Genomic DNA, 17,618 nt, shown 5'->3' with positions numbered 1-17,618 from the left:
TGGTCAGGCGGGTCGTTCGCGGCCTAGGATGGCGTGCTCCGGCCATCCCCCCGCGGTCACCGCCTCACAGGGACCGCCCGACCCCCGCGCCGAACGCACCTCCCCCACCTCGGCGCTGCGACGATGGACTCCCAGACCTCACAGTCATCCCAGGCATCCCAGTCACCTCATACGTTCCAGGTCGACCTGCGCGGTCTGGTGGACCTGCTCTCCCATCACCTCTACTCCAGCCCCAAGGTCTATCTGCGCGAACTGCTGCAGAACGCGGTGGACGCGATCACCGCCCGCCGGGCCGAGCAGCCCGACTCCCCTGCCCTCGTGCGCCTGTACGTCGAGGGCAGCACCCTGCGCGTCGAGGACTCCGGTGTCGGGCTCACCGAGGCGGACGTGCACAACCTCCTCGCGACGATCGGCCGTAGCTCCAAGCGCGCCGACGGCCTCCAGGAGGCCCGCTCCGACTTCCTCGGGCAGTTCGGCATCGGGTTGCTGGCCTGTTTCGTGGTCGCCGAGCGGATCCGGGTCGTCAGCCGCAGCGCCCGTACGCCCGACGCGCCGCCCGTGGAGTGGACGGCGACCGACGACGGGTCGTACACCGTGCGGACCCTGCCCGACTCCGAGCGCGCCGAACCGGGCACCACCGTGCACCTGGTGGCGCGCGCCGGGGCCGGCGAGTGGCTCTCCCAGGAGCGGGTCCTCGCGCTGGCGCGGGACTTCGGGGCGCTGCTGCCCTACGACGTCCGGGTGGACGGCGAGGCGATCACCGATCTGCCCGCGCCGTGGGACCGGCCGTACCCGAGTCCCAGCACCCGGCGGGTGGCGCTGGCCCGGCACTGTCACGAGCTGTTCGGGTTCACGCCGTTGGACTCGATCGATCTCTCCGTGCCGCTCGCGGGGATCCGGGGGGTGGCCTACGTCCTTCCCGGTGCCGTGAGTCCGGCGCAGCGGGCGAGTCACCGGGTGCACCTCAAGGGCATGCTGCTGACCGAGCGGGCCGAACAACTGCTGCCCGACTGGGCGTTCTTCGTGCGCTGTGTGCTGGACACGGACAGTCTGCGGCCCACGGCCTCGCGCGAGTCGCTGTACGAGGACGAGACGCTGGCCGCCGTACGGGAGGCGCTCGGGGAAAGGATTCGTTCCTGGCTGACCGGGCTGGCCGCGGGCGATCCGGAGCGGCTGGCCGCGTTCCTGTCGGTGCACCACCTGGGGGTGAAGTCCCTGGCGCGGCACGACAAGGAGATGCTGCGCACGATGCTGCCGTGGCTCCCCTTCGAGACGACCGACGGACGGGTGTCCCTGGAGGAGTTCGCGCAGCGGCACCCGGTGGTGCACTTCACGCGGACCGTGGAGGAGTACCGGCAGGTCGCCCCGATCGCGTCCGCGCAGGGCATCGGGGTGATCAACGGCGGTTACACCTACGACGGCGAGCTGGTCGAGGCGCTGCCGTCGGTGCGCCCGGGGACGGTGGTCGCCGAGCTGGACTCGGACACCGTGACCGCGCACCTGGACTCGGTCGACCCGGCCGAGGAGCTGGCGCTGGCGGACTTCCTTGCCGCCGCGCGGGCCAAGTTGGACCCCCTGGGGTGTGATGTCGTCCTCCGGGCGTTCCATCCGCTGTCGGTGCCCGCGCTGCACCTGGACGACCGCTCGGCCCGGCACGAGCAGGCCCGCGCGGAGGCCGAGGAGCAGGCCGACGACCTGTGGGCGGGCATCCTGGGCTCGCTGCGGGGCAGTGCTCCACGCGCGCGTCTCGTGCTCAACCATCTCAACCCGCTGATCCGGCGCATCAGTTCGCTGGGGGACCGGGACCTGATCGGGACGGCCACGGAGTCGCTCTACGGGCAGGCACTCCTGATGGCGCAGCGACCCCTGCGCCCCGCCGATTCGGCACTGCTGAACCGGGCGTTCATCGGCCTCCTGGAGTGGGCCACACACGGGGAGGGCGACCACTGATGGCAGGGATCACGGACTTCGACGCGCTGCGCCGGGCGATGGCGGAGAACTCCGAGGAGCCGGAGGGACCGGCCCGCAACGCGCGCGCGGAGCAACTGCTCGCCGAGGCCGAGAAGCTGGACATCCCGCTCGCGGTGATCGAGGCGCTCGGGCATCAGTTGAAGGTCTACAACTACAGCTCCGAGAAGGACAAGATGTTCGTCCCCTTCGCGCGCCTGCTGCGCATGTGGGACGAGCGGCCCGAGGACTTCGACGAGTACGAGGTCCACTCGCTGCACTGGGTCTTCAAGTGGATGTCGTCCGGGATGCTCGGCCAGCCGCACATCCCGCTCGCGTCGATCGAGAAGTGGCTCGGCGAGATGGAGCACCGCTACCAACTGGCCGGGCACTCCGAACGGGCCGTGCGCAGCGCCGAGTTCAGCGTCGCCTCGCACGTGGGGGACCTGGCGCGGGCCGAGCGGGCGTACGCGGCGTGGCTGGCCGCCGACCGGGACACCATGGCCGACTGCCACGCGTGCGAGCTGCACAGCCAGGGCGAGTGGCAGGTGCAGCGGGAGCGGGACGCCGAGGCGCTGGAGCTGTGGCAGCCGGTCCTGGAGGGCGAGTTCACCTGCGCCCACGAGCCGCACACCGTCCTCGCGTCCTCCCTGGCCCCGCTGCTGCGCCTGGGCCGGGCCGACGAGGCGCGCGCGCATCACCTTCGGGGCTTCCGTCTCGTACGGCCCATGGAGAGCATGCGGGGCGCGTACGCGGACCATGTGGAGTTCTGCGCCCTGAGCGGCAACGAGGCGCGCGGTCTTGAGCTGCTCGCGGAGCGTCCGGCGTACTTCACGGACTCCGGGAACCCGCGCAGCGGGCTGGACTTCCTGTCCGTGGTGACCCTGCTGATGGACCGGCTGACCGAACTGGGGCTCGGCGACCAGCAGGTGCCCGGGCCGACGGGCCGGGCGTGGACCGCACGCGAACTCGCCGTCCACACGCGCGTGGAGACCCTCGCGCTGGCCGCCCGCTTCGACGAGCGCAACGGCACGACCCACGTCGGCGACGGGGCACGCGCGCGTATGGACCAGCGGCCCCTGGTGGAACGACTGCCCCTGGGAGTGCGTTCGGCGGGCCGGCCGGCCACGGCACCCGTGCCGGGCACGGCGGTCCCGGAGCGGGCCCCGGAGAAGGACCTCTCCGAACTTCTCACGGAGGCGCGACGGCTGTCGGACACGCTGCAACCGCACGCCGTAGAGGCCTGGTTGGCCGTCTCCCGTGCCGCCGAGGGCGTCGAGCTGTCCGCCCGTGACCGCGCGGAGATCGCCGACCACCAGGCGATGGACCGGGGCCCCGAGGGCCTCGCCCTCTTCGAGCGCGCGGCCGAGCTGTTCACGGAGGCGGGCGACCCCGGGGAGGCGTGGGCGGCACGCGCGCGTGGAGCGTACGTACGCGCTCTCACGGGCGAGATCGACGAGGCCCTCGCCACGATCGTCGAGCCGTACGACGCGGTGCTCGCCCTGTACTCCGAGGACGGCACGGGCGTACGGCAGACGGCGGCCGTGCTGATGAGCCGGGCGCGCGTCCTGATGCGGAGGGTCCACGGGGAGTCCCCCGAGGACACCCCCGGTGCCGAGGACCTGGCCGCCGCCGAGGCCGCCGTACGGGAAGTGCTGGCCCTCGTCGAGGGGCAGCCCCTTCCGGGTGACGTGGCCGATGTCCGGCTGGCCGCCCGGGGTGCCGAGGGGCAGGCGATGCTGGCCGAACTCGCGGTGCGGGGCGGGGACTTGGAGACGGCCGTCCGGCTGTTCTCGCAGGCGTCGACGGCGTTCGTGGTCGCGGGGCTGCCGTGGTTCGCGGTGGAGTACGAAGCCCGGCTGGCCGGGCTCGCCCATCACCTCGGCGACATCGCGGAGGCGGAGCGGGCGCTGCGGGCGGCCCTGGAGCACGGTGGGCCGTATCTGGAGGCGCCAGGACGGGCTCAACTGCATCTCCAGCTCGCCGAGGTGCTCGGCGGCCGGGGACGGTCCGAGGAGGCCGCTGAGCACGCCCTGGAGGCCGCGCACTGGTCCGACGAGGCGGGCGAGGGCCCGACGCTGGGCGCCTGGGCACGGCACCAGCTCGGCGGTTTCCTGCTGCGCCAGGGGCGCTGGGCCGAGGCCGCCGAGGTGCTGGAGTCGGCGCTGCCCGACCTGAGCGCCGAGACGCACGGCGACGGCGCGATCGTCCAGACGCAGTGGTGGCTCGGCGACTGTCTGAGCGAGCTGGGCGAGCACCGGGCGGCTGCCGAACGGCGGTTGCAGGCGGCCGAGATCGCCCGGCACTGGCCCGAGCAGAACGACCACGCGACGCTCGCCCATCTCGCCGCCGAGTCGCTGGGCCACGCGGAGCTGCCCGCCGAGGCGGACCAGGCGTACGAGCGCGCGGGCGACCTGTGGCGGTCCCTGGGGAACGTGCACGGGCTCGTCCGCTCGCTGCGCGCCCGCGCGTGGCTGGCGTTGCGCGCGGACCGGGGCCTGGACCGGGCGCGGGAGTTGATGGCGGGCGCGATCGAGGAGTGCGAGGCCGCGCTGCTCGTGACGGACGACCAGGAGGCGCGGCAGCGGCTCACCGGTGAACTGGGCCACACCCACCGGCAGTTCGGCGAGCTGCTGGCCCGTTCCGTCGCCGAGGAGGCCGAGGACACCGCGATACAGGCCGCGTTCGAGGACGCCCTGGCACAGACCGCGGAGGCGGTCACCGTGTTCGCCGCCCTCGGGGACGGCGCGGTGCACACCCGCACCGGCGCCGAACTCGCCGCGGGCTGGCTGGAGGCCGACCTCAGCCGCCCCGCCGACGCGGCCACACGCGCGCGTGGCGTGCTGAAGGCCTACGAGGGTGCCGACGACGGCGACGAGACGGTACGGGCCCGTCGTGCCGAGGCCGAGCAGCTCCTCCAGCTCATGGAGGAGCAGACGGCACAGGAGTAGCCCTCCCGGGGACCCCTACTCGACGCCGATGAGCAGCAGGGCACCTTGCCGGCCGCCCCGGTACACCACCGTGTCGACCGCGAGGTACGACTCCCGGACGTGGCCCTCCAGGATGTCCGCGACGCTGGCGGGTGCCTCGTCGCCGAGGACGAGCGTGACGAGTTCGCCGCCGGCCGCGAGCATGCGGTCGAGGACGGCCCGGGCGGTGGCGGTGACATCGGCGCCGATCACCGCCACGTCGCCGTCGACGAGCCCCAGGACGTCCCCGGCCTGGCAGATGCCGGCCATGGTCCAGGACTGGCGTTCCGCGACGGCGACCTCGGCGTAGCGGGTCGCGCCCGCCGCCGAGGTCATGGAGACGACGTCCTCGTCGAAGCGCCGCTCCGGCTCGTGCACGGCGAGCGCGGCGATCCCCTGGACCGCGGACCGCGTCGGGATCAGCGCGACCCGGATACCCTCGGCCCGGGCCTGCTCGGCGGCAGCGGCCGCGGTGTGGCGCAGGTCCGCGTCGTTGGGCAACAGCACGACCTCACGCGCGTGTGCCCGTCGCAGGGCCGCGACCAGTTCCCCGCTGGCCGGCGGCTCCCCGGGGCGCGCGAGGACGGTGGTCGCGCCGGCCTCGCCGTAGAGCCCGGCCAGACCCTCGCCGGGGACGACGGCGACGACGGCCCGCTGGGCGCGCTCCCTGGGCGGCCGTTCGGCACCGGTGGTGTGGACGTCGCCGAGCCCGAAGTGGGTGATCCGGATCCGGTGCGGCCGGCCGGCCTCGACGCCCGCCTCCACGGCGGCGCCGGCGTCGTCCACGTGCACGTGGACGTTCCACAGGCCGTCGCCGCCGACCACGACGAGGGAGTCGCCGAGGGCGTCGAGCCGCTCCCGCAGCCGTGTCACGGCCGAGTCGTCGGCCTCCAGGAGGTAGATCACCTCGAAGGCGGGGCCGCCTTCACGCGGGGTGCCTTCGGGAGCGCCAGGAGCATCGAGAGCGCCGGAAGCATGGGAGGCATGGGAGGCATGGGAGGCGAAAACGTCCTCCACGCGTGTGTGCGTCACGTCGACGGCCACGCGTGCGTGCGTCTCCAGGGCCGTGAAGACCGGCCCCTCCCCCGTGAACGTCTCCACCAGCGCGGCCAGCACCGCGACCAGCCCGCGCCCGCCCGCGTCGACGACACCCGCGCGCTCCAGGACGGCCAGTTGCCCCGGGGTCGCGGCCAGCGCGGCGCACGCTCCCACGTAGGCGGCCCGTGCGACGGTCCCGCAGTCGCCCTCGCTGTCGTCCCCGCTGTCGTCGGCCGCGTCCGCCGCCGCCGAGGCGACCGAGAGGACCGTGCCCTCGATCGGGTGGGCCACCGCGTGCCGGGCGGAGTCGGCCGCGCGCCGCAGGGCGAGCCGTAGCCCCTCGCCGTCCGTGTGAGCCGTCTCACCGTCGGCGGCGAGCACCTGGGCCATGCCCCGCAGCAACTGCGCGAGGATCGTCCCGGAGTTCCCGCGCGCCCCTATCAGCGCCCCATGGGCCATCGCGCGGACGGCGTCGGCCAGCGGCGGTTTCTGCTCGGTCAGGGTGCCGTGTCCGTCGAACACCGCCTCGACCGCGGCGACCGCGGACTCCATGGTCAGGTACAGGTTGGTGCCCGTGTCCCCGTCGGCCACCGGGTACACGTTGATCGCGTCGATCTCCTCGCGCGCACGCCCCAGCGCCCGCAGCGCGAGACCGCACCAGGTACGCACCGCGAGAGCATCGAAGAATGTCTGCGGCACCTGCGGCACCTGCGCCTCCTTGAGCTGCTGGACTGGCACGCAGCGTAGACCTTGGGACGGCCCGGGCCCGAGGAGGGCCGGAGCGGGCCCCCGACCAGGCATGGTAGTTTCGTTGTACTGGCGCAGTCGTTGTATGCTGCTCCGGTTGCCCGATCCCGATCGGGCCATCCCCCCTGGCAGCGCCACTCAGATCTTACGATCTCGATTCCGGCATGCCGGGATCATCCGTAAGTGCATCTGTGCATCTGAAGTCTTTGGAGTGACCCGTGGCTGCCAACTGCGACGTCTGCGGCAAGGGGCCGGGCTTCGGCAACAACATCTCGCACTCGCACCGCCGTACGTCCCGTCGCTGGAACCCGAACATCCAGCGCGTCCGTACCGTGGTCAGTGGGACGCCGAAGCGCGTGAACGCTTGCACCTCGTGCATCAAGGCCGGCAAGGTCTCGCGCTGACGCACTGCTGAGCGCGCGGCCACTGCTGGTTCGCTGCATCGAGCCGGTCCACCTCGTGTGGGCCGGCTTTTTGCCGTGCCCTCGTCAGCGGGGGTCCCGCCGCAGCGCCCACCCATGATCCACCGGCCCGATCCCGCGCCCCAGCGCGAACCCCGCCGCGATCGCCCCCGTGACATAGGCCTTCGCCGCCGTCACCGCCTCCGGCACCGCCAGCCCCATGGCGAGCTGCGCGGCGATCGCCGAAGCGAGCGTGCAGCCGGTCCCATGGGTGTGCCGGTTGTCGTAGCGAGGCGCGCGCAGCCAGTGTTCCTCGGCACCGTCGGTCAGCAGATCCACCGCGTCACCCGGCAGATGCCCACCCTTGATCAACACCCACCGCGGACCGTACGCCAGCACGGCCGACGCGGCCTCCCGCAACCGCTCCTCCGCGTCGACCCGCACGCCGGTCAACTGCGCCACCTCGTCGAGGTTCGGCGTCGCGACGGTCGCCGCCGGCAGCAGTTTCGTGCGTACGGCGTCCAGCGCGGAAGCCGCCAGCAGTGAGTCCCCGTGCTTCGAGATGCCCACCGGGTCGACGACCGCCGGGGCGTCCGTCCCGCTGATCAACTCCGCGACCGTCTCGACGAGCTCGGCCGACGCGAGCATCCCGGTCTTCACGGCCTGTACGCCGATGTCGTCGACGACACTGCGGTACTGGGCGCGCACCGCCTCCGCCGGAAGTTCCCAAGCCCCTTGCACACCGAGGGAGTTCTGCGCGGTGACCGCGGTGACGACGCTCATGCCGTGCACGCCGAGCGCGAGCATGGTCTTCAAGTCGGCCTGGATCCCGGCCCCGCCACCGGAGTCGGAGCCGGCCACGGTCAGCACCAGCGGCTTCACGACTCGATGTCCCCGAAGTGGTCCCAGCCGCCCTTGCTGGTCCACGGCGCCCCGTCGACCGTCACCTGGGGCAGCGCGGAGGGGTTGAGGACCTCACCGATCACCTTCCAGCGGGCCGGCAGCTTCACGTCCGGTGCGAAGGTCGCCACGATCGCGTGGTCCTCTCCCCCGGTGAGCACCCACTGGATGGGGTCGACGCCGACGGCCTGCCCGATGTCGTTCATCTGCGTCGGCACGTCGATCGCACCGGACCGGATGTCGATGCGGACCTTGCTGGCCTCCGCGATGTGCCCGAGGTCGGCGATCAGCCCGTCGCTCACGTCGCACATCGAGGTCGCCCCGAGCCCGGCCGCCGCCGGACCCGCGTGATACGGCGGCTCGGGGCGCCGGTGCGCCTCCACGAACGCGCGCGGCGACCGGAAGCCCCGCGACAGCACCGCGAACCCGGCCGCCGACCAGCCCAGCCAGCCGGTCACCGCGACCACGTCACCGGGCTGCGCGCCACCCCGGGTGACCGGCTCACGGCCCCGCAGATCGCCGAGCGCGGTGATCGACACCATGATCGTGTCGCCTCGTACGACATCGCCGCCGACCACCGAGGCACCCGCGACCTGGCACTCGTCGCGCAGCCCGTCCATCAGCTCCATGGGCCAGGTGACCGGGAGTTCGGCCGGCACGACCAGGCCGAGGAGCAGCGCGGTCGGTACGGCGCCCATCGCGGCGATGTCCGCGAGGTTCTGCGCGGCGGCCTTGCGTCCGACGTCGTAGGCGGTGGACCAGTCGCGGCGGAAGTGCCGACCCTCCAGCAGTATGTCGGTGCTCGCCACGACCCTGCGGTCGGGCGCGGCGACGACCGCGGCGTCGTCGCCGGGGCCGACCCGGACCGCGGGGGTGGTGGTGAGCCGGGAAGTGAGCTCCCTGATGAGCCCGAACTCCCCCAACTCACCGACGGTGCCCTTCATCGTTCGTCCTCTTCTCGTGACGGCAGCGCCCGGTCGCGAGCCGTCGGTGTGCTCGGTACGGTCGAGGTGACCGTCGACTTCAGTCGTGCCCACGTCCTGGCACGGCCGCGGGTCTCCCCGCGGCGAGCGGCGACGCGATACCGTGGCGTTCCTTTTCCCCACATGATCCTCGTGGCCGCCCTGGAGGTTCCGTGGTACAGGCGTACATCCTGATCCAGACGGAGGTCGGCAAGGCGTCGACCGTCGCCGAGACGATCAGCAAGATCCCTGGAGTGATCCAGGCCGAGGACGTGACAGGACCGTACGACGTGATCGTGCGCGCCCAGGCCGACACGGTCGACGACCTCGGCCGCATGGTGGTCGCCAAAGTCCAGCAAGTGGACGGCATCACCCGCACCCTGACCTGCCCGGTGGTGCATCTGTAGCCCCCGTCTACCCTTGGCCGGTGAACTCTCTCCGTCTCCGGCGCCGTTCTGTCATCGGGCTGTCCGTGCTCGCCGCGTTGATCACCGTCGCGGGCTGCTCCTCAGCAGACGACAGCGCGTCGGCGGCGGTTCCCTCGCCGGGCGCGAAGGGCACCGGGCTGTGCCGGAATCTGGACAAGGTGCTGCCGTCCAAGGTCGACGACCAGGGCCGCCGGGATCCCGAGCCCGCGTCCGCGCTGACCGCGGGCTGGGGGAACCCGGCGATCATACTGCGCTGCGGTGTCGTCAGACCCGCGAAGATGAACGACCCGGAGGCCGACGGCGTCGAGGTGAACGGGGTCGGCTGGCTCCTCCAGAAGGAGGACGACGGCTCCTTCCGCTTCACCACGACGCTGCGGAAGGCCTACGTGGAGGTGACCATCCCGAAGGAGCGCACCGGAGACGGCATGGCGCCCCTGGTCGACCTCGCGAAGTCCGTGAAGAAGGCGATCCCCGCGGGGATCGCCGACTAGACGGACCGAAGCGCCGGACAGACCGGAGCGACCGGCTCAGCGCAGTCCCGTGGACCGGCGCAGGGCCGCCTGCACCAGGAGGTCCACCAGCTCGCCGTAGGGCACGCCGCTGGCCTCCCACATCTTCGGGTACATCGAGATCGGCGTGAAGCCGGGCATGGTGTTGATCTCGTTGATGACGAACTCGCCGTCCTCCGTGAGGAAGAAGTCCGCCCGCACGAGCCCCTCGCAGGAGGCCGCGTCGAAGGCGTCCACAGCGAGCCGCTGGACCTCGGCGGTCTCCTCCGGCGTCAGCGGGGCGGGCACGATGCCGGGGGTCGAGTCGATGTACTTCGCCTCGAAGTCGTAGTACGCGTGCTCCTGGGGCGGCGGGATCTCGGCCGGCACACTCGCGCGCGGCCCGTCCTCGAACTCCAGCACCCCGCACTCGATCTCGCGGCCGCGCAGCGCGGCCTCCACGAGGATCTTCGGGTCGTGCCGCTGCGCCTCCTCGATCGCCTCGTCGAGTCCGGCCAGGTCGTCGACCTTGGTGATGCCGATCGACGACCCCGCGCGCGCGGGCTTCACGAACAGCGGCCAGCCGTGCTCACCCGCGAAGTCGACGATCTTCTTGCGCGCGGCGGACTCGTCCCGCTCCCACTCGCGCGGCCGGATCACCACGTAGGGGCCGACCTTGAGGCCGAACGAGGCGAACACCCGCTTCATGTACTCCTTGTCCTGGCCGACGGCCGAGGCGAGCACACCCGCGCCCACATACGGCACACCGGACAGCTCCAGGAGTCCCTGGAGGGTGCCGTCCTCGCCGTAGGGGCCGTGCAGGACGGGGAAGACGACGTCGACCTCGCCGAGGGCCTTGGGCACGGATCCCGGTTCGCTGAGGACGACTTCGCGGTTCCCGGGGTCGAGCGGGAGCACCACTCCGCCCTCGCTCGACTCGGTGAGCTGCTCGACGTCGGGCGTACGGCGGTCGGTGATCGCCATCCGCTCCGGTGCGTCGGCGGTGAGGGCCCAGCGGCCTTCGCGGGTGATGCCGATCGGCAGGACGTCGTACTTGGTCCGGTCGATGGCCCCGAGGACGGCGCCGGCGGTGACCACGGAGATCCCGTGCTCGGAGCTGCGACCGCCGAACACGACGGCCACACGCGGCTTGCGAGGCGGCTGCTCAGGGTTCTGGGGGAGGTTCTCGGTGCTCATATCGCGATGAGAGTACCCGGTGGTAGTGGTTTGAGTCAGCGTCCGTTGACGAGCGGCGGTTCAGGCCGCGCCTTGAAGCGTGCGGTCGGACAGTGCCCTATAGGGGCGCGGGGAACTGCGCGACAAGCCACGACGGAGCCGCAGCCGCCCAACAACCGAATGCGGCACCCCCTGGGGCGGAGCCCTCACCGACGCTCAGGCTTAGCGCTGCGCGACATCAGCTCCTTCACGGCGACCACCGGCGACTTCCCCTCGTGCACGATCTCGAACACCGTCTCCGTGATCGGCATGTCGACCTCGTGCCGACGGGCCAAGTCCAGCACGGACTCACAGGACTTGACGCCCTCCGCGGTCTGCTTGGTGACCGCGATCGTCTCCTGGAGGGTCATGCCCTTGCCGAGGTTCGTACCGAAGGTGTGGTTCCGCGACAACGGCGAGGAACAGGTCGCCACCAGGTCGCCGAGACCCGCGAGCCCGGAGAACGTGAGCGGATCCGCGCCCATCGCGATACCGAGCCGGGTCGTCTCGACGAGACCGCGGGTGATCAGCGAACCCTTGGCGTTGTCCCCGAGCCCCATGCCGTCCGCGATGCCGACGGCGAGCCCGATCACGTTCTTCACCGCGCCGCCGAGCTCGCAGCCCACGACGTCGGTGATGGTGTACGGCCTGAAGTACGGCGTGTGGCAAGCGGCTTGGAGCCGCCGGGCCACGGCCTCGTCGGTGCAGGCGACCACCGCGGCGGCCGGCATCCGGGAGGCGATCTCCCGCGCGAGGTTGGGCCCGGAGACCACGGCGATACGGTCCCGGCCGACCTTGGCGACGTCCTCGATGACCTCGCTCATCCGCATGACGGAGCCGAGCTCGACGCCCTTCATGAGCGAGACGAGGACCGTGTCGGGCGCCAACAGGGGTGCCCACTCGGCCAAGTTGGCGCGCAGCGTCTGCGAAGGGACCGACAGGACGGTGAAGTCGGCGCCGGCGGCGGCCTCGGCGGGGTCGGTGGTGGCCCGCAGGTTCTCCGGGAGTTCGACGCCGGGGAAGTAATCGGGGTTCGTACGGGTGGAGTTGATGGCCTCCACGACTTCCGCGCGACGCCCCCACAGCGTGACCTCGCAGCCCGCGTCGGCGAGCACCATGCCGAACGCCGTGCCCCACGAACCGGCGCTGAATACGGCCGCCTTGACCGGCTTGCTCACGTGCCCTGCCCCTCTTCCTGCTCGACCTTCGGCTCGCTCGCCGACTCGGCCCGAGACTCCAACTCGTGGGTTTCCGCGGCCGTTCGGCGCCGCTGCTCGATCCGCTCGCGGCGCGGGTCGTAGGCCGTCGCGGGCGCCCTGGTGCCGCGGATCTGCTCCAACAGGAGGGTGATGTCGGCCATGATGACCTCGGTCGCCTCCTTGAGGAGGTCCGGGCTCATCTCCTTGCCGTAGAACCGCGTGAGGTCCACCGGCGGGCCCGCGAGCACATGACTGGTCTTCCGCGGAAAGACGCGCGGTTTCTTGGCGTACGGCGGCAGCAATTCGTTGGCGCCCCACTGGGCCACGGGAATCACGGGGCACTGCGTCTGCAGGGCCACCCGCGCGGCGCCGGTCTTTGCGGCCATGGGCCACTGGTCGGGGTCCCGGGTGATGGTGCCCTCGGGATAGAACGCGACGCACTCGCCGCGCTCCACGGCGTCGATCGCGGCGCGGAAGGCACTCAACGCGTCCGTGGTCTCGCGGTAGACGGGGATCTGTCCGGTGCCGCGCATCGCGGCGCCGACGAATCCCTTCCCGAAAAGGCTGCTCTTCGCCAGGAATCGCGGAACACGTCCGGTGTTGTACTGAAAGTGTCCGTATGCGAAGGGGTCCACTTGTGAATTGTGGTTCACCGCGGTGATAAACCCGCCCTCGGCCGGAATGTGTTCCATTCCACCCCAGTCCCGCTTGATCAGAACCACCAGCGGCGGTTTGCAGAGGACCGCTGCGAAGCGGTACCAGAACCCGATTCTGCGGCGGGGCACGCGAACACCTTCCTCTAGGACCTGGGGGGCCGCACAAGTGTCGCCCCAGGCCGCCGGTCTGTCGAGAACACCGTACGCCCCGCCACCGACACCGCCAGGGGTGCCGGGTGACAATGGCCGCGACAAGAGAGGGACGGAACGCCGGTGCAGTGGACCTTGGTCATACCCCTGAAGCCTCTGGCGCGAGCCAAGAGCAGGCTCTCGGACACCGCGGGCGACGGGCTGCGCCCGGGCCTGGCCCTCGCCTTCGCCCAGGACACCGTGGCGGCGGCGCTGGCCTGCCCGGCGGTCCGTGATGTGGCGGTCGTCACGGACGACGCCCTGGCCGGCCGCGAACTCGCCGCGCTGGGCGCCCGTATCGTCGCGGACGAGCCGGGAGGGGGCCTGAACGCCGCTCTGCGGCACGCGGCGGCGGTCGTGCGGGTTTCCCGCCCCGAAAGCGCGGTCGCGGCCCTGAACGCCGATCTGCCGGCGCTGCGCCCCGCGGAATTGGCCCGGGTCCTGGACGCGGCCGCCGAATTCCCCCGCGCTTTTCTCCCGGACGCGGCCACAATCGGTACCACGTTGCTCACCGCCCGAGAGGGCCGCGAATTGCGCCCGGCTTTCGGCACGGATTCCCGCGTGCGCCATCACGCCTCCGGAGCGGTCGAACTCACCCTGGACGCGGTGGATTCCGTACGACAGGACGTGGACACCGGCGAGGATCTGCGGGCGGCGCTGACCCTCGGGGTCGGGCCGCGCACGGCGGCAGCGGCGGCGGGGCTGCTGATTCCCGGGCAGTAGCCGGCGGTCGGCGGCAGTAGGCTGCGGCCATGCAGGCGACCGCTTACACCTACGACGCCGGGACCCGTACCGGCAGTGTGCTGCTCGACGACGGCACCCCGGTGTCCTTCGACGCCGCCGCGTTCGACGCGGGCGGGCTGCGGCTGCTGCGGCCGGGACAACGGGTGCGGATCGAGACCGAGGGGCCGAGGGGCGGGCTCAGGGTCACGCTGGTGACGCTGCAGACCTTCTGAACGCCTTTGCCCCGTACGGGGCGTACGAGACCTTCTGAACGCCCTTACAGGGGCCGTGAATACGCCGCGGGCCGGACTCCCAGAGGGAGTCCGGCCCGGCGCGTGAGTGCCCTGCGCCCCGTGACTAGCGGGTGGCGGTGGCCTTCTTGGCGGTGGTCTTGCGCGCCGTCGACTTCTTGGCGGGGGCCTTGGTGGCCGTCGCCTTCTTGGCCGGGGCCTTCTTGGCGGTGCCGGTGGCCTTCTTGGCCGCCGTCTTCTTGGCCGTGGCCGTGGTCTTCTTGGCGGTCGCCTTCTTCGCCACGGTCTTCTTGGCCGTGGCCGTGGTCTTCTTGGCGACCGTCTTCTTCGCCACGGTCTTCTTCGCGGCGGCCGTCGCCCTCTTGGCGGTGGTCTTCTTGGCCGCGGCCTTCTTGACCGTCGCCGAAGCGGTGCCGCTCAGGCTGCCCTTGGGCGCCTTCTTGACGGCGACCTCGCCGCCGCGCGGGAGCTTCTTCGAGCCGCTCACCAGGTCCTTGAAACCCTGGCCCGCGCGGAAGCGCGGCACGGAGGTCTTCTTGACCCGAACCCGCTCGCCCGTCTGGGGGTTGCGGGCGTAACGGGCCGGACGGTCGACCTTCTCGAACGAACCGAAGCCGGTGACCGAAACCCGGTCCCCATTGACGACGGCACGGACGACCGCGTCCAGAACCGCGTCGACCGCCTCGGCGGCCTGCTGACGGCCACCGACCTTGTCCGCAATCGCTTCTACGAGCTGCGCCTTGTTCACGTCTTCCCCTTCGGAGACATTGCCGGAACGAAACTGCTCCGGCTTTTTCGCACGTTAGGCAGATATATACCGCAAATCAAACACGAAACGGGCTAATCACCCGTGCGCCGCAACGAACTCGGCTGTCCTGGACTTGTTTCAGCGTTCCTCTTCCGGGAATCGACCCGCGTCGAGGTCCGCCGTGAACCGGTCCAGCCGCCTTGTCGCGTCGGCGAGATCGTGCTTGGCCGCGGCCGTAATGACCAGCAGCTTCCGGGCCAGCGCCATCCGTACGCCCTCCGGGACTTGCAGTGCGCGCACCCTTGTGTGCGCTTCCTTGAGTTGGTCCGCGACTGCCGCATAGAGCTTGAGTTGGCCGTCGTGTTCCATGCACAGATTGTGCCATCTGGGGCGAGTTGTCGCCTGCGGGGGTAGCAACTGGTGCCTCAAACAGCGTTCCCGAGCCCGGCGGCAGCCTTGGCTCAAAGCTGCGCCTACCCAGTCAACACCCTGTCTAACACAGGGAGTTGAGCAAAGCGTTGCAGGCGCGCAGGGCCGTTCGGGTGCAGACATGGCTGTACCCCCAATCGTGGCGATCGGGGGTACAGACAGGGTGTCGCGTGGCCGAATCTCGACCGGAGGAAGGCCTCGTGGGAGGCCTTGGGGTCAGACCTGGACCGTCCTCGGCTTGTACGAGGGGCGCTTGGCCTCGTACGTGGCGATGTCGCCCTCGTTCTGGAGGGTGATGGAGATGTCGTCCAGGCCGTTCAGCAGCCGCCAGCGGGCGTTCTCGTCGAGTTCGAAGGCGGCGGTGATGCCTTCGGCGCGCACCTCGCGGGCCTCCAGGTCGACGGTGATCTCGGCCTGCGGGTCCCGCTCGGCGAGGTCCTGCAGCGCGTCCACGATCTTCTGCTCCAGAACGACCGTGAGCAGGCCGTTCTTCAGCGAGTTGCCGCGGAAGATATCGGCGAACCGGGAGGAGATGACGGCCTTGAAGCCGTAGTTCTGCAGCGCCCACACGGCGTGCTCGCGGGAGGAGCCGGTGCCGAAGTCGGGGCCGGCCACCAGGACCGTCGCGCCCTCGCGCTCGGGGCGGTTGAGGACGAAGTTCTCGTCCTTGCGCCAGGCCTCGAACAGCCCGTCCTCGAACCCGTCCCTGGTCACCTTCTTGAGCCAGTGGGCGGGGATGATCTGGTCGGTGTCCACGTTGCTGCGGCGCAGCGGGACGGCCCGGCCGGTGTGCGTGGTGAATGCTTCCATGACTCTCAGACTCCAGCGGGCACAGGGGCGTCGGACAGATCGGCGGGCGAGGCCAGGTGGCCCAGCACGGCGGTCGCGGCGGCGACCTGCGGCGAGACCAGGTGCGTACGGCCGCCCTTGCCCTGCCTGCCCTCGAAGTTGCGGTTGGAGGTGGACGCGGAGCGCTCACCGGGCGCCAGTTGGTCGGGGTTCATGCCCAGACACATCGAGCAGCCCGCGTGCCGCCATTCGGCGCCGGCATCCTTGAACACGACGTCCAGGCCCTCGGAGACGGCCTGCAGACCGACCCGCGCGGAGCCGGGAACGACCAGCATCCGTACGCCGTCGGCGACTTTGCGGCCCTCGACGATCGCGGCGGCCGCACGCAGGTCCTCGATACGGCCGTTGGTGCACGAACCTACGAAGACGGTGTCCACCTTGATGTCCCGCAGCGGCTGGCCGGCCTCCAACCCCATGTATTCCAGGGCCTTTTCGGCGGCGAAGCGCTCCGAAGCGTCTTCGTACGAAGCCGGGTCGGGGACGGACGCCGAAAGCGGCGCGCCCTGACCGGGGTTGGTGCCCCAGGTGACGAACGGCGCCAGTGAGGGACCGTCGATGACGACCTCGGCGTCGAATTCCGCGTCCGCGTCGGTCTTCAGGGTCTTCCAGTACGCGACGGCGGCGTCCCAGTCCTCGCCCTCGGGGGCGTGGGCGCGGCCCTTGATGTACTCGAAGGTGGTCTCGTCGGGGGCGATCATGCCCGCGCGGGCGCCGGCCTCGATCGACATGTTGCAGATGGTCATGCGGGCTTCCATCGAGAGCTTCTCGATGGCGGAGCCGCGGTATTCGAGGATGTAGCCCTGGCCGCCGCCGGTGCCGATCTTCGCGATGATGGCGAGGATCAGGTCCTTTGCGGTGACGCCGTCGGGCAGTTCGCCGTCGACCGTGATGGCCATGGTCTTCGGACGGGCCAGCGGCAGCGTCTGGGTGGCCAGCACATGCTCCACCTGGGAGGTGCCGATGCCGAACGCCAGTGCGCCGAAGGCGCCGTGGGTGGAGGTGTGGGAGTCACCGCACACGACCGTCGTACCGGGCTGGGTCAGACCGAGCTGCGGTCCTACGACGTGGACGACACCCTGCTCCACGTCGCCCAGGGAGTGCAGGCGCACGCCGAAGTCGGCGCAGTTCTTGCGCAGCGTCTCCAGTTGGGCCCGGGAGACCGGGTCCGCGATGGGCTTGTCGATGTCGAGGGTCGGGGTGTTGTGATCCTCGGTGGCGATGGTGAGGTCGAGGCGCCGCACGGGACGCCCGGCCTGGCGGAGACCGTCGAAGGCCTGCGGGCTGGTCACCTCGTGCAGCAGGTGCAGATCGATGAAGAGGAGGTCGGGCTCGCCCTCGGCGCGCCGGACGACGTGGTCGTCCCAGACCTTCTCCGCGAGTGTCCTACCCATCGCTTTCCCTCCGGCCGGCGAAACAGCGCCGGCCCAACTAGAGATCTTGAGGAGACGGCGCTCGCACCCCTGGTTCACGGGCAGCCGC

17 protein-coding genes are annotated in these 17,618 nt (G+C 71.2%); 7 read left to right on the top strand and 10 right to left on the bottom strand.

What is annotated here, in order from left to right; genetic code table 11:
- Window positions 1–123 precede the first annotated feature (123 nt).
- A complete protein-coding gene (locus OG223_RS37085) occupies window positions 124–1,950 on the top strand; it encodes an HSP90 family protein (RefSeq protein ID WP_329258303.1) in 1,827 nt (608 codons plus the stop codon).
- The gene (locus tag OG223_RS37080; RefSeq protein WP_329258300.1) at window positions 1,950–4,898 is read left to right on the top strand and encodes a tetratricopeptide repeat protein; all 2,949 of its coding nucleotides are present in this window, start codon (window positions 1,950–1,952) and stop codon (window positions 4,896–4,898) included. The genes OG223_RS37085 and OG223_RS37080 overlap by 1 nt, the downstream gene beginning before the upstream one ends.
- Before the next feature lie 15 nt (window positions 4,899–4,913).
- Here OG223_RS37080 and OG223_RS37075 read toward each other — a convergent pair whose 3' ends face one another.
- Window positions 4,914–6,662 carry a DAK2 domain-containing protein gene (locus tag OG223_RS37075; RefSeq protein WP_329265671.1) on the bottom strand — a complete coding sequence of 583 codons (1,749 nt, stop codon included), beginning with the start codon at window positions 6,660–6,662 and terminating at the stop codon, window positions 4,914–4,916.
- Window positions 6,663–6,919: 257 nt separating this feature from the next.
- Between OG223_RS37075 and rpmB the strand changes: the two genes are divergently transcribed.
- Window positions 6,920–7,105 (top strand): 50S ribosomal protein L28, encoded by a 186-nt coding sequence (gene rpmB / locus OG223_RS37070; RefSeq protein WP_003973430.1) that lies wholly within the window; start codon window positions 6,920–6,922, stop codon window positions 7,103–7,105.
- Between the two features lie 84 nt (window positions 7,106–7,189).
- Here the strand turns inward: rpmB and thiD are convergent, their stop codons facing one another.
- Both thiD and OG223_RS37060 read right to left on the bottom strand, forming a co-directional pair.
- Window positions 7,190–7,984, bottom strand: a complete 795-nt coding sequence (gene thiD / locus OG223_RS37065; RefSeq protein WP_329258297.1) for a bifunctional hydroxymethylpyrimidine kinase/phosphomethylpyrimidine kinase — start codon at window positions 7,982–7,984, stop codon at window positions 7,190–7,192.
- Window positions 7,981–8,946 (bottom strand): thiamine-phosphate kinase, encoded by a 966-nt coding sequence (locus OG223_RS37060; RefSeq protein ID WP_019058663.1) that lies wholly within the window; start codon window positions 8,944–8,946, stop codon window positions 7,981–7,983. The genes thiD and OG223_RS37060 overlap by 4 nt, the downstream gene beginning before the upstream one ends.
- Before the next feature lie 191 nt (window positions 8,947–9,137).
- Here OG223_RS37060 and OG223_RS37055 point away from each other — a divergent pair, with 191 nt between their 5' ends.
- Both OG223_RS37055 and OG223_RS37050 read left to right on the top strand, forming a co-directional pair.
- Complete coding sequence (locus tag OG223_RS37055) at window positions 9,138–9,371, top strand: Lrp/AsnC family transcriptional regulator (RefSeq protein ID WP_003997603.1); 234 nt, start codon at window positions 9,138–9,140, stop codon at window positions 9,369–9,371.
- 20 nt (window positions 9,372–9,391) lie between these two features.
- Complete coding sequence (locus tag OG223_RS37050; RefSeq protein ID WP_329258293.1) at window positions 9,392–9,883, top strand: DUF3515 domain-containing protein; 492 nt, start codon at window positions 9,392–9,394, stop codon at window positions 9,881–9,883.
- 36 nt (window positions 9,884–9,919) lie between these two features.
- On the opposite strand, the gene OG223_RS37045 is transcribed toward OG223_RS37050, so the two are convergent.
- From OG223_RS37045 to OG223_RS37035, 3 genes are all read right to left on the bottom strand, one after another.
- Complete coding sequence (locus OG223_RS37045) at window positions 9,920–11,077, bottom strand: D-alanine--D-alanine ligase family protein (protein WP_329258291.1); 1,158 nt, start codon at window positions 11,075–11,077, stop codon at window positions 9,920–9,922.
- 185 nt (window positions 11,078–11,262) lie between these two features.
- The gene (locus tag OG223_RS37040) at window positions 11,263–12,273 is read right to left on the bottom strand and encodes an NAD(P)H-dependent glycerol-3-phosphate dehydrogenase (protein WP_329258289.1); all 1,011 of its coding nucleotides are present in this window, start codon (window positions 12,271–12,273) and stop codon (window positions 11,263–11,265) included.
- The gene (locus tag OG223_RS37035) at window positions 12,270–13,079 is read right to left on the bottom strand and encodes a lysophospholipid acyltransferase family protein (protein WP_329258287.1); all 810 of its coding nucleotides are present in this window, start codon (window positions 13,077–13,079) and stop codon (window positions 12,270–12,272) included. The genes OG223_RS37040 and OG223_RS37035 overlap by 4 nt, the downstream gene beginning before the upstream one ends.
- 144 nt (window positions 13,080–13,223) lie before the next feature.
- On the opposite strand from OG223_RS37035, the gene cofC reads away from it, so the two are divergent.
- Complete coding sequence (gene cofC, locus OG223_RS37030) at window positions 13,224–13,862, top strand: 2-phospho-L-lactate guanylyltransferase (RefSeq protein ID WP_329258284.1); 639 nt, start codon at window positions 13,224–13,226, stop codon at window positions 13,860–13,862.
- Window positions 13,863–13,891: 29 nt separating this feature from the next.
- A complete protein-coding gene (locus OG223_RS37025) occupies window positions 13,892–14,095 on the top strand; it encodes a hypothetical protein (RefSeq protein WP_329258281.1) in 204 nt (67 codons plus the stop codon).
- A gap of 124 nt (window positions 14,096–14,219) precedes the next feature.
- Here OG223_RS37025 and OG223_RS37020 read toward each other — a convergent pair whose 3' ends face one another.
- From OG223_RS37020 to leuC, 4 genes are all read right to left on the bottom strand, one after another.
- A complete protein-coding gene (locus OG223_RS37020) occupies window positions 14,220–14,861 on the bottom strand; it encodes an HU family DNA-binding protein (RefSeq protein WP_329258277.1) in 642 nt (213 codons plus the stop codon).
- A 138-nt stretch (window positions 14,862–14,999) separates the two neighbouring features.
- Window positions 15,000–15,230, bottom strand: coding sequence for a hypothetical protein (locus OG223_RS37015; RefSeq protein WP_019068724.1), 231 nt, complete (start codon window positions 15,228–15,230; stop codon window positions 15,000–15,002).
- A gap of 276 nt (window positions 15,231–15,506) precedes the next feature.
- Window positions 15,507–16,100 (bottom strand): 3-isopropylmalate dehydratase small subunit, encoded by a 594-nt coding sequence (gene leuD, locus OG223_RS37010; RefSeq protein WP_329258274.1) that lies wholly within the window; start codon window positions 16,098–16,100, stop codon window positions 15,507–15,509.
- Window positions 16,101–16,105: 5 nt separating this feature from the next.
- On the bottom strand, window positions 16,106–17,530 hold the full coding sequence (leuC, locus tag OG223_RS37005; protein WP_329258272.1) for a 3-isopropylmalate dehydratase large subunit: 1,425 nt from the start codon (window positions 17,528–17,530) through the stop codon (window positions 16,106–16,108).
- Window positions 17,531–17,618 lie beyond the last annotated feature (88 nt).

Source organism: Streptomyces sp. NBC_01478 (assembly GCF_036227225.1).
Classification (GTDB): Bacteria; Actinomycetota; Actinomycetes; order Streptomycetales; family Streptomycetaceae; genus Streptomyces.
Note: the sequence above shows the minus strand (reverse complement) of the source record. Positions and strands in the feature narration are given on the sequence as shown.

Bases quoted from the DNA above. Each gene is read 5' to 3' on its own strand.
- OG223_RS37060 (WP_019058663.1), bottom strand. From the start codon at position 8,946: ATGAAGGGCACCGTCGGTGAGTTGGGGGAGTTCGGGCTCATCAGGGAG.
- leuD (WP_329258274.1), bottom strand. From the start codon at position 16,100: ATGGAAGCATTCACCACGCACACCGGCCGGGCCGTCCCGCTGCGCCGC.
- OG223_RS37080 (WP_329258300.1), top strand. From the start codon at position 1,950: ATGGCAGGGATCACGGACTTCGACGCGCTGCGCCGGGCGATGGCGGAG.
- leuC (WP_329258272.1), bottom strand. From the start codon at position 17,530: ATGGGTAGGACACTCGCGGAGAAGGTCTGGGACGACCACGTCGTCCGG.
- OG223_RS37025 (WP_329258281.1), top strand. From the start codon at position 13,892: ATGCAGGCGACCGCTTACACCTACGACGCCGGGACCCGTACCGGCAGT.
- OG223_RS37085 (WP_329258303.1), top strand. From the start codon at position 124: ATGGACTCCCAGACCTCACAGTCATCCCAGGCATCCCAGTCACCTCAT.
- OG223_RS37015 (WP_019068724.1), bottom strand. From the start codon at position 15,230: ATGGAACACGACGGCCAACTCAAGCTCTATGCGGCAGTCGCGGACCAA.
- OG223_RS37045 (WP_329258291.1), bottom strand. From the start codon at position 11,077: ATGAGCACCGAGAACCTCCCCCAGAACCCTGAGCAGCCGCCTCGCAAG.